We start from the raw sequence: 13,021 nt of genomic DNA on the forward strand, positions 1-13,021 counted from the left end.
GCCCAGTATCCGCCCTTTCACAAACGTTTTACTGGCCCATATGTAGGTACTGATATGACCGCGACGACCGAACGAGGCGTTTTCTGTACGCGCTTCCAGCAGGGTGGTGTCTGATGGTCGATGTTGACTCTTTCGTCCCCGAGGCGAAAGCCGAAATCGAGGAGCAGGTCGGCGACGACAATGCCGTGATCGCGCTGTCGGGGGGCGTCGACTCTTCGACGGCGGCCGCACTGGCCTACGATGGGATCGGCGACCAGTTGACTCCTGTCTATGTCGACACCGGCCTGATGCGCAAGGGAGAGACCGAACAGATCCGCGAGACGTTCGACTATATGGACAGCCTGCGGATCGTCGACGCGAAGGAACGATTCCTCGACGAACTGTCTGGCATCACCGATCCCGAGGAGAAACGCCACGCAATCGGCGAGCAGTTCATCCGGGAGTTCGAGACGGTCGCCCGCGAGGTCGAGGCCGACTATCTCGTCCAGGGGACGATCTACCCGGATCGAATCGAGAGTGAGGGGACGATCAAGTCCCACCACAACGTCGGCGGCCTGCCCGACGTCATCGACTTCGAGGGGATCGTCGAGCCCATGCGCGATCTCTACAAGGACGAAGTCAGAGAAGTGGCCCGTGAACTCGACTTAGAGGAGATCATCTCCGAACGAATGCCGTTCCCGGGTCCCGGACTCGCCGTCCGGATCATCGGCGAGGTGACCGAGGAGAAGCTCTCCGTTGCGCGGGAAGCCAACCACGTCGTCGAAGAGGAACTCGAAGAATACGACCCCTGGCAGGCCCTGGCTGCAGTGATCGGGAAGGCCACGGGCGTGAAGGGCGACAACCGCGTCCACGGATGGGTCGTTGCCGTTCGCTCCGTGGAATCCCGTGACGGCATGACAGCGCGTGCCCAGGAGATCGACTGGGAGACCCTCCAGCGCATCCAGAGCCGCATCACAGGGGAGAACGAGAGCGTCTCGCGGGTCGTCTACGACGTGACCCACAAACCGCCCGCAACCATCGAGTACGAGTAAGATGAAGGTACTTGTCGCCGGAGCTGACGAGAACGCGATCGCCGATGCGATCCGTGCGGAAGGCCACGAGGTGACAGTCCTCGACATCGGGGACGGTGAATCACTGGAGAACGCGGACATCGAGAACGCCGACGTCTACGTGCTGACGGAGATGAGTCAGGCGACCTCCATCGCCGTCGCGAAAGATCACAACCCGAGCGTTCGCGTCGTCGTCTACGCCGAGGGATCGCTACCGGAGTTCGCAACCCGACAAGCCGACCTCATGATCGATCCCGCGCTACTGGACCCCGAGGCGGTCGCCGAAGAATTAGCCTGATCCTGTCGGTCACAGCCGCCCGGCGAGATCGGACAGGTGAGCGGCTCCGCGTTCGACGAACGGTGTTCCGTGACCCATCGCCAGAATTTCGACGTCGAGATCCAACGTTGCCAACTGGCGGATACTCGATTCGACGGCCCCGGTATCGTGACTCAGCGCCCACGGTGATGCTTCGAGCCGGCCGTTGCTCTCTCGGAGAAGGTCGCCGACGAACGCGACCGATCGCTCCTCGCTGACGAACGTCAGGTGCCCGGGCGTGTGACCTGGTGTCTCGTGAACGTCGAGCCCGCCGACCCGATCGCCGTCAGCGACCGTCTCGACTGAAAGCTCGGGTTCGGACACCAGGAGCTGACTGGCACGCTGGAAGGCTGTCTTGCGGTTGTTCAAGGCTGGTACGCGCTCGCCACGGAGGACGGCGGCGTCCAGAGCACCCGCGTACACGGAAACGTCGGTACCGAAACGATTCACCGCACCGACGTGATCGAGATCATAGTGTGTGAGGGCGATCCGTGAGACGTCACGGGGCCGGAACCCCGCATCGTCCAGGTGATCGAGCAAGGCCCCTCTCGTCCACGGGGCACCGGCATCGATCAGTGTCACGTCTTCGCCGTCCACGAAGAGGTACGCGTTGACACCCCGGAGATCGAACCACCAGATCCCGTCAGCGAGTTCTGTAGCCATACGAGATGATTGGGTCCCCGTCGAGAAAAAGTCACGCGTGCGCTGGCGGTCCAGACTGTGCCGATCCGTCGATCGGCACCGACCGGCCGGCTATCACGTGTTCGTCAGTCCCCGGCGTCCGCGAGGAGTCTGTCGATCGCTCCGAGGAGGATTTCCTCGGTGGCAAATTCGGCAGCGCCCGGATCGCCGGGAAGACAGAACACGGGAACCCCGTCGCTGATCCCTGCTAGGGGCCGCATGGCGACGACGTCGGTCCCGACGCGCTCGTGATAACTGACGCGGAACAGCTCCCCGAATCCCGGGAGTTCCTTCTCCAGCAACGGCTCGACGGCCTCGACGGTCACGTCGGCGTCCCCGACGCCGGTCCCACCGACCGTCACGACCGCCTCGACGTCACGGCGTGCGACCGTTCGATCGACCGTCGCCTGGACGACGTCGTGGCTCGCGTCGACGCGTTCGGTCTCGATGACCGTCTGCCCGTTCGCCTCGAGGCGGTCGCAGACCCCCTCGCTGGCCAGGCGGGTGGCCTCGGCGACATCGACGGTGACGACGAACAGGCCGGACCGATCGATCGAATCCGAGGCGCGCTCTCCGGTCCGCTCTCCGACCTCGGGTGACGCTTCCGCCTCGTCGGTGTCTTCGGGCTCTGTTTCGTGCTCTTCCGTCGACGATCCCCGACTGGTGTCGCGAGACTGGAAATCGACCATGGAGCTGGTTCGGACGCACACCCTGAAAGAACCCTGGTTCCTGTCGAATCCGCCACGCCTCGACGCTATGGTTTTGCGTGTGGAGGCCGACTGGCTCGATATGGGACGCTCGTCGCTCGTCGGACATCCAGTCGTCTCGGCGTCACCGAACCGTCGCTCCAGATCAACGCCCCGATTCATTGGCCAGATGACAACCAATGAGTGATGACGACATCGGATCGCCCGGCGTCGGCGACGGGCCAGCGGCCTCGAAGTCCGAAGCGTCGACTGGAGACACTGACTGGACACGGGGCTGGCAGGTCTGGGTGGTCCTCGGGGCGCTGTTCCTGGCGTTTCTGGTCGCCCCGTGGGGACTGATCCTGTTCCGCCCGGTTCAGAATTCCATTCGGATCGTCGGGTTCTCGTTCAGAGATGCCTACCTGATCGTCCCCTTGCTCCCGGCGATCGGCCTGGGTGCCCTGGGCGTCTGGACGGCGCTGCGTTCGCGGGGCCCAGGCTGAGAGACGCACCTTTTTGCCCGTGTCCCTGTAACCGCTGGGCGTGTGGACGGTCTACCTTGCGCTCGTCCTGTTCGCCGGCGTCCTCGGCACGGCGATCGCACTCTACGCGATCGTTCACCGGGAGACACCCGGTGCAGCCCCGCTCTCGTTGCTATTGCTCGGTGCCGCGATGTGGTCGATCGCCGAGGGGCTCGCCCTCGCCAACGCTGGCTTTGAGACGACGCTGTTTTGGACCTCGCTCAGACTCTCGATTACAACTGTCGTCCCCCTGGCGTGGCTGTTGACAGTCGTCGAGTACACCGGACACGACCGAACGCTCGCAACGAGACACCTGCTCGGCTTGCTGATCGAGCCGATCGCGTTCGTCGTGCTGGTCTGGACGAGTGGCGGCCACGGCCTCGTCTGGAGCAACCCCGAACTCGTCTTCGTCCAGAATATCGAGTACACGGGCATCGTCGTCACGCGTGGGATCGCTTTCTGGGGACACGTCGCGTACTCCTACGCGTTGATCGCCGTGGGCGCGTTCCTGCTCGTCCGGATGTCCGTGCGGGCCAACGAACTGTATCGCGCCCAGAGTACGGCACTGCTCGGGGCGATCGCCGTTCCGCTGGTGGCGAACGCGACGTACCTGTTCAGGCTGGCGCCGCGGGGAATCGATCCGACGGGAATCGCATTCGTCGCCTCGGGAGCTATCATCACCGGCGCGATTCTCCGCAATGAGTTGCTCACCGTCGCCGCAGGAACTCGGGAGATCGGACGCGACGAGATCGTCACGCGACTCGACGACCCGGTATTCATCCTCGACCAAAACCGCGTCCTCACCGACTACAACCGGGCCGGCGCTACGCTCCTCGAGACGTCTGGTCGGGACGCCGTCGGCGACCGACTCGCCGAGCACCTCCCCACAGTGGCCGAAACGCTCCCCGAAGACACCGACGACGTACACTGTGTGACGGCAATCGAGCACAACGGCTCGGTTCGGAACTACGATCTCCAGGCAACACCCCTCGAACGCCCCTTCGATGCGGCCGACGGACGGATCGTCAGCCTCCGGGACGTGACCGAACGGATACGACGAGAACAACAACTTGACGTATTGAACCGATTGTTGCGACACAACATCCGCAACGAGATGAACGTCGTCCGTGGCCACGGGGAGTTGCTGGCAGCGGACCTCGAGGACCAGACACATCAGTCCCGGATCGATCGCATCGTCGAGACTGTCGATACCGTCACCGAGCGCGCCGAGAAGGTCGCCACGTTGACGCGGGCCTTCGAGGCTGACGAACCGGCGACGCTCGATCTCGCGATCGTCCTCCAGGACGCGATCGATACGGTCCGAAGATCCCATCCGGAAGCGACGATCGAACTACGGGCGCTCGAGGAAGATCTTCGCGTCCAAGGGGCCACCTCGCTAGGTGTCGCTTTCGAGGAACTACTTGCGAACGCCGTCGACCACAACGAGGCCGCGAAACCGACGGTCGTCGTGTCCTGCGAGGTCGACAGACCGTCCGAGAGCGTGACAGTGCAGATCGCCGACGACGGGCCAGGGATCGACAAACAAGAGCGGGAAGTCATCGAAAACGGTCGCGAGACTGCCTTGCAACACGGCAGCGGTATCGGGCTCTGGCTGGTCGCCTGGATCGTCCGGACGTTCGGCGGGACGATCGACTTCGAAGTCGACGACGATGGAACGACAGTCATCGTCCGGTTGCCCCGCGCCGAGACGCCGGAGAATCCCGACGGGGAAAATCAGGCCGACGCTTCGTAGCCGGCGTCTTCAACAGCTTCGACGAGGGTGTCCGGTTCGGCGTCGCCCTCGATTGTTGCCTGTTCGGCTTCGCGGTCGACACTTGCTTCGGTCACACCATCGAGGTCTTCGAGGGCTTCAGTGACGCTCTGTTCGCAGTGTTCACAGCTCATTCCGGTCACAGTGATCGTCAGTGCCATGTCCGAAAAGAGGGGCCGGGACTTTTTCCGGATTTCGCCTCAGAAAGCGAAGCGAAATCGGCGTCGAAGTGTCGATGCGAAAGGCGACGTGAGATCACTCGAAGTCGCGTCGCATCGCGATTTCGAACCAGGGACAGAGGCGAAGCTGGCGATACCACTTCGGATTCTCGTAGAGGCGCTCGTAGGGAACCCACATCAGGCCGGCCACTTCCGCCGGGTCGGGGTCGAGTGTTCGATCGGTCAGGGTCGCCTGCAGGACCGAACAGACCTCCCATTCGAGGCCTTCGTCCATGTAATAGCGTTTGTACTCGAACTTGTCCGTCACGCGGAGGTCGTCGTACTGGTCGGGCGCGACACCCAGTTCCTCCTGGAGGCGTTCGCGAGTCGCTGCAACCTGGGTCTGTCCGTCGACGGGGTGGGAGGCGACCGTCCCGTCCCAGTGGGTGTCCCAGAGACGCTTCTCCGGGGCACGCTGGGCCAACAGGATGTTGTCGTCGGTGTCGAACAGCAGCGCGGTGAACGCGCGATGGCGGACGCCCTCGCCAGTGTGGGCGTCGAGGCGGTTGACCAGTCCCTCCTCGTTGTCATCGGCGTCGACTGCGATGACGTCCTGGCCAGCATTCTCGTGGGTGACCGTCGTATCGGCGTCCGAACTCATATAGCTACCACGTAGGAAGGATGGTTCAAACAGTCTTCGCTTCCGACGCTCACCGGATGCTCTGTCAGTTCAGGCCCACTCGATTTGCAGAACTGGTGTCCCGCCATCGTTGCAAGTGTCGTTTAGACAATTGTTACTCTGTACCTCGATAACAGTCCTCTGTAGGAATCAGGTTCTACGATGGGTCGGAAAGACAAGTCCATGAAGTAAAACTTACTATCCATCGATCATACTGGGTTAGTGAATCGTGCTCCCGCTCGATTTCTTCGCCGTATTCGGTCTGTTGTGGTTCTTTGCCGTCTGGGTTACGACTGGTGTCTGGATTGTGCTTGATGCCCGAGCCCGTGGCAGTCAGCACCCGGAGCTCTGGGCTGTCTCCGCACTCGTCACCGGTATCGCCCTGGTATATTATCTCCTCAACTGGCGAGGGACGCACGATCGTGAAAGCCCACAATCACGCCGAGAGCGCTATGTACTGATCATCTCCCTCGCCGGGCTAAGCGGACAAATTCTTGCGGCTGTCGTCGCGCCGCCGGACCCGATCACGCAGTTACTCCTGTGTCCGATCGCGTTTGTGTGCTGTTTGCCATTCGCGTATTTCGTGACTGATTGTGATCTGTCCCTCTCACGCAGTACAGCCTGACGGTCTTTCCGGACCGTGTTGGGTAACCGGAACGTCCACTCCTCGAACGTCGTCAAAACAAGTCCTGCTGGTCTTGGGCACCATCTGGGATAGCGTATCATAGAACGCCTCCCATGACCAGTCTATCCAAGTCTTGGCAAGACTCGCGTGCAAGATACACAGCGCGAACATAGCACCTCGCACACCGAGAATCGGGCGTTTGATTCAATCAGTACTGGCGAGATACTTCCCACAGTCTTCAGCATATTCCTGTGACGGATGAAACAGGTGGCGACGTGGATTACACTTCGAGCAGTGTTTACTCCAGAGTAGATCTGCTTTGGATACGAACACAACAGTTCGATTATGAATAGTGGCACTCGGATGAGACAATCGGAATAATATTCTGTTTCCTACAAGAACAGAACCACACTGATGATCTCCCGTCGAACGATCGCGCTCCTCCTCCTCGGATTGGCGCTCGTGAGTGGCTATGTCCTGTATGATACCGTCTCCGGGCCTTCCCAACCCACACTGACCGTCGAAAATAACGACACGACAGCGTATCAGGTGTCAGCTTACACCGTTGAGAGCAGAGAGCAAGCGATGTACATGAATTTCGAGGTCACAACCAGAGATGGAGAACAGAGGCTCAAGACCCTCTCACAGTTAGTCTGGTCGGACAGGGATCTGAACGTGTCGATCGCCGATGATGGCATCCACACACAACAGATCACCGTAGCTCCCGGTGAGAAAAAGACGACCACGATTGATGGATGGACGCGTGGGAACGTGACGGTGTATCTCGTCGAAAAGCTTGGCAATAACGAGACGCATGTCTCCACGAAAATCCAGACGTGTCCCAGAAGGGGCCAGGAACACAGTTTGACCTTCCAGAAAGATGGTACCAGTGGTAGCTCAACGTGTACCTGAGTGAGACGCTGATAGAATCTGCAATAGAGGGAGAAACCTCACGGACGCAGTTACCGATTCCCGTCCAAGCCTGTATCTTTCGCTTCGATTTGATTGACCGGGGTCGACTCTGTGCCCCGAGAGTCGGCCGAAAAGATAGTCCCGATGGTGACGGCGTGGATTGGTGCCACGACTGCAGTACTCAGAAATCCGCCGGCTACCGGCACGGTTGCAAGTCCCCAGTAGGCGAGGCCAATGACGATGATGAGGCCGGCGATAGTCATGGTTTGACCATGTGATCGACGATAGCTCTGCCTGAGTGCCGTCACGAAGCCACTCCCGGTGACCAGCAACGCCGGAAAGAGGTACAGACGGGTCAAGACGAACAGGACCATCGCCAATAGCACCAGTCCGAACAGGAAATTATTGATATCGACCGAGTAACCGCCCAGCAACTGCGGGATCGAGGCGATCACAGCCAGTGCGATAAGATACCGACTCAACGCACGGAGACGAGGGTGTCTATTGAGTGCCAGTGCGATCGTCACCCAGCCGGCGATTCCGACCGCGAGTGGAACGAGGACTTCGAGCCCGGTAGCCCAGAGGAGATACCGTGTCTTGAGATCCGCCAACGCACCAACGTGTCGAACCGTTCGGGCAGTCCCCTGGGGAAGCACTGCATATTGGATACTGATCGATTGACTGAGTGCGTCGGTCGATGCCACCGGAATCGGATCGTACTGGCGAAGCCAGTCGGCGAGTGCGATCAACACACCAACGACGGCAAATGGCGTAGCGAGCGCCGGATCTCGACGAATGCGTCCAAGCGCGGACTTGAGTACGCCCAGCGTGGACAGATGAGTCGTCTGGGATGAGTGGCTGATCGAAGCATCCGTCTCGCTTCCGTCCACACTTTCAGTAGGTCTCATGCTTCCTCCAGTGCGAGAATCTGGCTACGATTGGCAAGATACAGGGTGCCATCCCCGACAATCGGTGGCGAGAGGGGGACTTCCGAAGGCTGATACTCGAAGTGCTTCTCACCCGTGGCGATGTCGAACGCCTCTAGCGCCCAGAGTGAGTCCACGGCGTAGACGCGATCATCAGCGACGACTGGTGTGGTTTTCCCATCGAACGGCGCTGTCCACCGTGTCTGGCCGGTTGCCAGTGAGAGCGCATGTAGCGACTCTCGTTCATCGGCAACGAAGATCGTCCCGTTGGCCACTGCTGGCGTGCTGTCGGTCGCATTCCCGTCGAGGTTGCGTTTCCAGAGGAGTGAGCCATCGGACCGGGCACGCAACTGGACTGATTCGCGCGTCGGAATGACGACGCCCTCGTCTGTCGCCACTGGCTGTAGCACCATCGTCTCCTCGAGTTCACGGTGCCAGTGTTGGTTACCAGTATCAGCACGGTATGCAGTTGCCTGTTGTGGCCACGCGGTGACGAATACGATATCGTCGTCCACTGCGGGTCTATTGTACGTGCCACTGGCGGCTTCGTCTTTGTGATGGGTTCGTTGCCACAGAACCTCCCCATTGTTCGGATCCAGTGCGACGACCGAGTTCGTTCCAGGTATTGCCGTGTATATCTTCTCGTTCGCAGTGACCGGGGTTGTTGACTCGGCCGGCCCGAAGAAACCGGACGCAGGTGATTGTGGCCCTGTCCATCGCTCGCCACCTACTCTCACCTCTGTTACGGGAAGTTCCTGCCCACCATTCGCGTTGAGCCCGTAAGTGCCAGTTGGTCCGGTTATGCCGAGTGTCTTGGTCTGATAGATCGATGCCGGCGCGATCGCTGGACTCGAGTGATAGGGCCCCTGGAAGCCGAAGCGTCGCTTCCCAGTCTCGGTATCGAGTGCAAGCAGTCCATTGCCACCGACATATAGTGTCTTCCCCCGGCGGATAGGTTGGGTACTCCCCCTAAACCAGTCCGGTGCCTGATGTGTCCACGCGACTGCAACGTTGTCTTTTGGACCCGATACGTTGGGGTTGTACCCGGTTCCGGGAGGGTCGTACCGCCCCATGGGCCAGTCGGAGGATGATTGACTATCTGTCTGTTCCTGCGAATCGAGAGACGTGAGGCCAACTGAACCGGTAATTCCTAGGGCGGCTACTCCAAGAAACCGGCGTCGTGAGGGGGACATCTGTTGGCCCGGTTTGCCCCAAGCAGAAATATTGCTATCGGTCTTTTCACCCAACTCAGTTACGGCTGAGGCTACAGGGGATTTATTTGATCGTGCTGATTTCACCCTCTGTATCTTGGACTGGCCGTTACAACCAGATCCATTCGCACATATGCCACTACGAGCTACACTCTAACACTGTGGCACACGTTCTCTGACACGTTATGTCTATCCGACACGCTCTTCGAGGATCAACCTCGTCTTCGTCCCCATGACTTCCTCACGTTCGCGTGCCCGCGTGATCAGATCGTTGACCTCACTGGTGTCGGCACAGTCGACGATCAACACGACGTCTTCCTCGCCGCTGACCTCCCAGACAAAGTCGACCTCTGCCCACTCGACGAACGCATCCGCAAGGGCATGGTGGTCGACATCGACATCGACTTCGATCTCGATCATTGCCTTGACGTTCCCCGTCCGGGTGGCAACGGTAAAGCGTTCGATGACCCCCTCTTCAGTGAGTCGTTCGACGCGGTTCCGGACCGTTCCCTCTGAGGTGCCGATCTCGTCGGCGATCTCTGTGTACGGCGTCCGGGCGTCCTGCCGGAGGATGCTCAGAATTTCGCGGTCCAGATCGTCCATCGAGATTGGAGAGTACCGGGGGTCCGTACTTGAGGATTACGAATTTCGTAACTCTGCTTCGAAAGCAACGCTTATCTGGCGACCTTCCGTACGGATCTCGTAATGACGGACGCCTACGTGGCCCTGGAGGGCGAGCGCGTCGTCGAGGCACGCGCCCGCTCACCGGGGACGACCCGCGGTGAACTGGTATTCACGACCGCCTACACCGGATACGAGGAGAGCCTGACCGATCCCTCCTACGAGGAGCAGATCCTCACCTTCTCCTATCCGCTGATCGGTAACTACGGGGTCCGAGAGGAACGCTTCGAATCCGATCGCGTCCATCCCCGGGGCGTCGTCGCACGGGAGTTGACCGACGATGTCGCCGAGTGGCTCAAAGAAGAGGGACGGCCTGCCGTCGATCACATCGATACGCGCGAACTCGTCACCGAGATCCGCGACGAGGGCGCGATGAAGTGCGGGATCGCGGCCGGCGAGGATGTAACTGAGGAGGACGCATTGGCTGAACTCCGCCAGTGTAAGCACATGAGCGAGCACACGGACATCGGCAGCCAGGTCAGCGTGAGCGAGCCGACGGTGTACAACGCTGACGGCGACGGACCCGACGTGGCCCTGATCGACTGCGGGGCGAAGGGTTCGATCCAGCAGTCGCTGGTCGAGCGTGACGCAGTCGTTCACGTCCTGCCCTACGACACGACGCCTGCCGAAATCGAGGAACTCGATCCCGACCTCCTCTTTATCTCGAACGGGCCGGGCGATCCCGAGAACTTCGAGGCCGCGGCCGATCTCGTCGACGAATACGCTGGCGATGTACCCCTGGCAGGCATTTGCCTCGGCCAGCAGGTCGTCGCCAACGCTCTCGGTGGGTCGACCGAGAAGATGGAGTTCGGCCACCGCGGTGTCAACCAGCCGGTCCGGGACCTCCGGACCGACCAGGTCGTCATGACTACCCAGAACCACGGTTACACGGTCGCCGAACCCGGCGAGGAGTTGGAGGTCACGCAGATCAACGTCAACGACGACACACCGGAGGGCTTAGAGAACGACGATCTGGACATCATCACCCGTCAGTACCACCCCGAAGCGAACCCGGGTCCGAATGACTCGCTGTCGTTTTTCGACGATGTCCTCGAACTCGTCGATGGGTAGTAGCCCCTGGTGGGCTATCCTCGGTGATCAGGAGTTGTCATCGACCGGCTTGCCGCGGTACATGATCGTGTGATCGCTGTCTGAGGCTGCCGTTTCATTGTCCTCAGTCTCACTGTCTCCCGACTGACTGGCCTCCGCGTCAAGGTTCACTGGTCGTCCTCGGTACATGACGCGGCTCGCCTCGTCGTCCGCGAGCGTTTCGGGGTCGTCCGGTCGGTGATCCCCGATAAACTCGGTCGTCGCCTCAAGAAGCGGCTCCTCGGTCTTTCGATGAATCCAGAGGTGGTACTGCTGGCGGGGCGTCCGCAGGGCGATCCGGTGGCCGCGAAAGCCCGTACTGTACTCCGCCTTGGCGACAGCGTCGTGGGGGACCTCGATAACTTCGTCAGCAGACTCCCCGCCGATAAGACAGAGCGTCCGGCGGCCAGTGACGAGGATCACCGTCCGTCGCTCGCCGTCCGAGGAGACCGTGTTCCGTTTCGAACCGCGTCCGATCCCTCGCTTTGCGTTCGTGAGAACGTAGGCCGGTGCCTCCGCATCCTCCAGATAGGTTACCGGCGGTTCCGCGAGCGGCGTCGCCGTCGAGAAGTGAGCTTCACGGCCCGAGAGTACTGCTGCCGTTACCGAGTCGTCGGGCGCCATCTCTGCGAGCGTCGCCGCCCTGTCGAGGACTTGCTGGTCGATCATCTCGCCACCTCGACGGCGCGGCAGGCCTCCATCGGCCCTTGCATGGATGATCGAAACCCCGTCGTCGGTATGAGTATTACGGACGTGACTGTATTGGCCACCAAAGTGGTCTATTGTGCCTGTTTCCGGTATCCTTCCAAACGATCGGCCAAAAGTGGACGGGCGTCACTTTTCGACGCATCGACGGGGCGCGGACCTCGATGCGCCCGCAGTTTGCATCGCGGGACTGTCGAAGGCCTCACCTGCAGTGCCCTCTTGGTCTAGCACGATGACGCCCGCGGTACCGTCGGCCTGCCTGCCGAAGGTATCGATCGCCTGTTGGGCTGCATCGTGAGGCGAATAGCCGTCCTCGAGTAGTTCGACGGCGCGCCTGGCGAGCGCTTCGCGGGCAATGTCCTCACCGGCACCGGTGGCACTCGCCCCGCCTGCCTCGCTCGCGTAGAACCCGGCACCGATCTGCGGGACGTCGCCGACCCGACCGGCCAGCGCCGCCCAACGACCACCTGTGGAGGTGCCGGCAACGAGGGCGTCGCCGTCGGTCGCCACTGCCCCCACGGTGTCGTGTCCGCCGAAGTGCTCATCGAGCCACTCGAGTTGCTCTGTCACCGTCGAACCCGGCGACACTGCGTCCCGCCAACGCTGGCGCGTCCGGTCACTCCAGCAATCGAGGTCGGTCTCGATGCTGTGGGCGGCGGCGAACTCCACCGCCGGATCGCCAGCCAGCGTCACGTGTGGCGTCTCCTCGAGGACGGCCCGGGCGGCGTCGATCGCGTGGACGACACCGTCGAGCCCCGCGACGGCCCCGCACTGTCGATCGTCGGTCATGATTCCAGCGTCCGTTCGGATCCGGCCGTCGCTCTGGACGGCACTCCCGACGCCCGCGTTGAACGCCGGATCGCTCTCGAGGACACGGATCGTCTCACAGACGGCGTCCATCGGGGTGTCGACTCGCAAGCCGGCGTCGACGGCTGCGTCAAGACGCCGCTGCCGTCGGCGTGGGTGCTCCGGCGACGAGCCGGCCCCACCGTGTGCGATCAACTGCACGCG

General features: G+C 61.3%; 15 protein-coding genes. 6 read left to right on the forward strand and 9 right to left on the reverse strand.

The annotated features are described in order from the left end of the window. The first annotated feature begins 113 nt into the window (after positions 1-113). Positions 114-1,031, forward strand: a complete 918-nt coding sequence (guaA, locus tag BN2694_RS03145) for a glutamine-hydrolyzing GMP synthase (RefSeq protein ID WP_135662535.1) — start codon at positions 114-116, stop codon at positions 1,029-1,031. Position 1,032: 1 nt separating this feature from the next. After that, positions 1,033-1,347, forward strand: coding sequence for a DUF7126 family protein (locus BN2694_RS03150; RefSeq protein ID WP_135662537.1), 315 nt, complete (start codon positions 1,033-1,035; stop codon positions 1,345-1,347). Between the two features lie 9 nt (positions 1,348-1,356). Here BN2694_RS03150 and BN2694_RS03155 read toward each other — a convergent pair whose 3' ends face one another. Both BN2694_RS03155 and BN2694_RS03160 read right to left on the reverse strand, forming a co-directional pair. Next, a complete protein-coding gene (locus tag BN2694_RS03155; RefSeq protein ID WP_135662539.1) occupies positions 1,357-2,028 on the reverse strand; it encodes an MBL fold metallo-hydrolase in 672 nt (223 codons plus the stop codon). A gap of 104 nt (positions 2,029-2,132) precedes the next feature. Continuing rightward, positions 2,133-2,735: a MogA/MoaB family molybdenum cofactor biosynthesis protein gene (locus tag BN2694_RS03160; RefSeq protein ID WP_135662541.1), complete on the reverse strand. Its 603-nt coding sequence runs from the start codon at positions 2,733-2,735 to the stop codon at positions 2,133-2,135. A 197-nt stretch (positions 2,736-2,932) separates the two neighbouring features. On the opposite strand from BN2694_RS03160, the gene BN2694_RS03165 reads away from it, so the two are divergent. Together BN2694_RS03165 and BN2694_RS03170 are read left to right on the forward strand one after the other, a co-directional pair. Continuing rightward, positions 2,933-3,235 carry a hypothetical protein gene (locus BN2694_RS03165; protein ID WP_244605343.1) on the forward strand — a complete coding sequence of 101 codons (303 nt, stop codon included), beginning with the start codon at positions 2,933-2,935 and terminating at the stop codon, positions 3,233-3,235. A gap of 40 nt (positions 3,236-3,275) precedes the next feature. Then, positions 3,276-5,006, forward strand: a complete 1,731-nt coding sequence (locus BN2694_RS03170) for a sensor histidine kinase (RefSeq protein ID WP_135662543.1) — start codon at positions 3,276-3,278, stop codon at positions 5,004-5,006. Here the strand turns inward: BN2694_RS03170 and BN2694_RS03175 are convergent. Then, positions 4,988-5,185, reverse strand: a complete 198-nt coding sequence (locus BN2694_RS03175; protein ID WP_135662546.1) for a heavy-metal-associated domain-containing protein — start codon at positions 5,183-5,185, stop codon at positions 4,988-4,990. The two genes, BN2694_RS03170 and BN2694_RS03175, sit on opposite strands and share 19 nt — an antisense overlap. A 94-nt stretch (positions 5,186-5,279) precedes the next feature. Continuing rightward, a complete protein-coding gene (locus BN2694_RS03180; protein ID WP_135662548.1) occupies positions 5,280-5,843 on the reverse strand; it encodes an NUDIX hydrolase in 564 nt (187 codons plus the stop codon). 1,057 nt (positions 5,844-6,900) lie between these two features. Between BN2694_RS03180 and BN2694_RS03190 the strand changes: the two genes are divergently transcribed. Further along, the gene (locus BN2694_RS03190; RefSeq protein ID WP_135662552.1) at positions 6,901-7,398 is read left to right on the forward strand and encodes a hypothetical protein; all 498 of its coding nucleotides are present in this window, start codon (positions 6,901-6,903) and stop codon (positions 7,396-7,398) included. Between the two features lie 50 nt (positions 7,399-7,448). Here BN2694_RS03190 and BN2694_RS03195 read toward each other — a convergent pair whose 3' ends face one another. The 3 genes from BN2694_RS03195 to BN2694_RS03205 all read right to left on the reverse strand — a co-directional run bounded on the left by BN2694_RS03195 (position 7,449) and on the right by BN2694_RS03205 (position 10,138). After that, complete coding sequence (locus BN2694_RS03195) at positions 7,449-8,306, reverse strand: hypothetical protein (RefSeq protein ID WP_244605344.1); 858 nt, start codon at positions 8,304-8,306, stop codon at positions 7,449-7,451. Next, the gene (locus BN2694_RS17885) at positions 8,303-9,517 is read right to left on the reverse strand and encodes an outer membrane protein assembly factor BamB family protein (RefSeq protein WP_135665414.1); all 1,215 of its coding nucleotides are present in this window, start codon (positions 9,515-9,517) and stop codon (positions 8,303-8,305) included. The genes BN2694_RS03195 and BN2694_RS17885 overlap by 4 nt, the downstream gene beginning before the upstream one ends. Before the next feature lie 207 nt (positions 9,518-9,724). Further along, on the reverse strand, positions 9,725-10,138 hold the full coding sequence (locus BN2694_RS03205; protein ID WP_135662554.1) for an Lrp/AsnC family transcriptional regulator: 414 nt from the start codon (positions 10,136-10,138) through the stop codon (positions 9,725-9,727). Positions 10,139-10,240: 102 nt separating this feature from the next. On the opposite strand from BN2694_RS03205, the gene carA reads away from it, so the two are divergent. Then, entirely contained in the window at positions 10,241-11,287 is a 1,047-nt protein-coding gene (gene carA, locus BN2694_RS03210) for a glutamine-hydrolyzing carbamoyl-phosphate synthase small subunit (protein ID WP_135662556.1), read from the forward strand. A 27-nt stretch (positions 11,288-11,314) separates the two neighbouring features. On the opposite strand, the gene BN2694_RS03215 is transcribed toward carA, so the two are convergent. Together BN2694_RS03215 and BN2694_RS03220 are read right to left on the reverse strand one after the other, a co-directional pair. Beyond that, positions 11,315-11,974 carry a hypothetical protein gene (locus BN2694_RS03215; RefSeq protein WP_244605345.1) on the reverse strand — a complete coding sequence of 220 codons (660 nt, stop codon included), beginning with the start codon at positions 11,972-11,974 and terminating at the stop codon, positions 11,315-11,317. Between the two features lie 165 nt (positions 11,975-12,139). Further along, a complete protein-coding gene (locus tag BN2694_RS03220) occupies positions 12,140-13,018 on the reverse strand; it encodes an isoaspartyl peptidase/L-asparaginase (RefSeq protein WP_135662558.1) in 879 nt (292 codons plus the stop codon). Positions 13,019-13,021 lie beyond the last annotated feature (3 nt).

The organism is Halorhabdus rudnickae (genome assembly GCF_900880625.1).
GTDB classification, from domain to species: Archaea; Halobacteriota; Halobacteria; order Halobacteriales; family Haloarculaceae; genus Halorhabdus; species Halorhabdus rudnickae.

Excerpts from the sequence above, each read along its gene's own strand:
- guaA (WP_135662535.1), top strand. The coding sequence starts at position 114 with ATGGTCGATGTTGACTCTTTCGTCCCCGAGGCGAAAGCCGAAATCGAG.
- BN2694_RS03180 (WP_135662548.1), bottom strand. The coding sequence starts at position 5,843 with ATGAGTTCGGACGCCGATACGACGGTCACCCACGAGAATGCTGGCCAG.
- BN2694_RS03175 (WP_135662546.1), bottom strand. The coding sequence starts at position 5,185 with ATGGCACTGACGATCACTGTGACCGGAATGAGCTGTGAACACTGCGAA.
- BN2694_RS17885 (WP_135665414.1), bottom strand. The coding sequence starts at position 9,517 with ATGTCCCCCTCACGACGCCGGTTTCTTGGAGTAGCCGCCCTAGGAATT.
- BN2694_RS03165 (WP_244605343.1), top strand. The coding sequence starts at position 2,933 with ATGAGTGATGACGACATCGGATCGCCCGGCGTCGGCGACGGGCCAGCG.
- BN2694_RS03205 (WP_135662554.1), bottom strand. The coding sequence starts at position 10,138 with ATGGACGATCTGGACCGCGAAATTCTGAGCATCCTCCGGCAGGACGCC.
- BN2694_RS03160 (WP_135662541.1), bottom strand. The coding sequence starts at position 2,735 with ATGGTCGATTTCCAGTCTCGCGACACCAGTCGGGGATCGTCGACGGAA.
- BN2694_RS03195 (WP_244605344.1), bottom strand. The coding sequence starts at position 8,306 with ATGAGACCTACTGAAAGTGTGGACGGAAGCGAGACGGATGCTTCGATC.
- BN2694_RS03155 (WP_135662539.1), bottom strand. The coding sequence starts at position 2,028 with ATGGCTACAGAACTCGCTGACGGGATCTGGTGGTTCGATCTCCGGGGT.
- BN2694_RS03190 (WP_135662552.1), top strand. The coding sequence starts at position 6,901 with ATGATCTCCCGTCGAACGATCGCGCTCCTCCTCCTCGGATTGGCGCTC.
- BN2694_RS03150 (WP_135662537.1), top strand. The coding sequence starts at position 1,033 with ATGAAGGTACTTGTCGCCGGAGCTGACGAGAACGCGATCGCCGATGCG.
- carA (WP_135662556.1), top strand. The coding sequence starts at position 10,241 with ATGACGGACGCCTACGTGGCCCTGGAGGGCGAGCGCGTCGTCGAGGCA.
- BN2694_RS03215 (WP_244605345.1), bottom strand. The coding sequence starts at position 11,974 with ATGATCGACCAGCAAGTCCTCGACAGGGCGGCGACGCTCGCAGAGATG.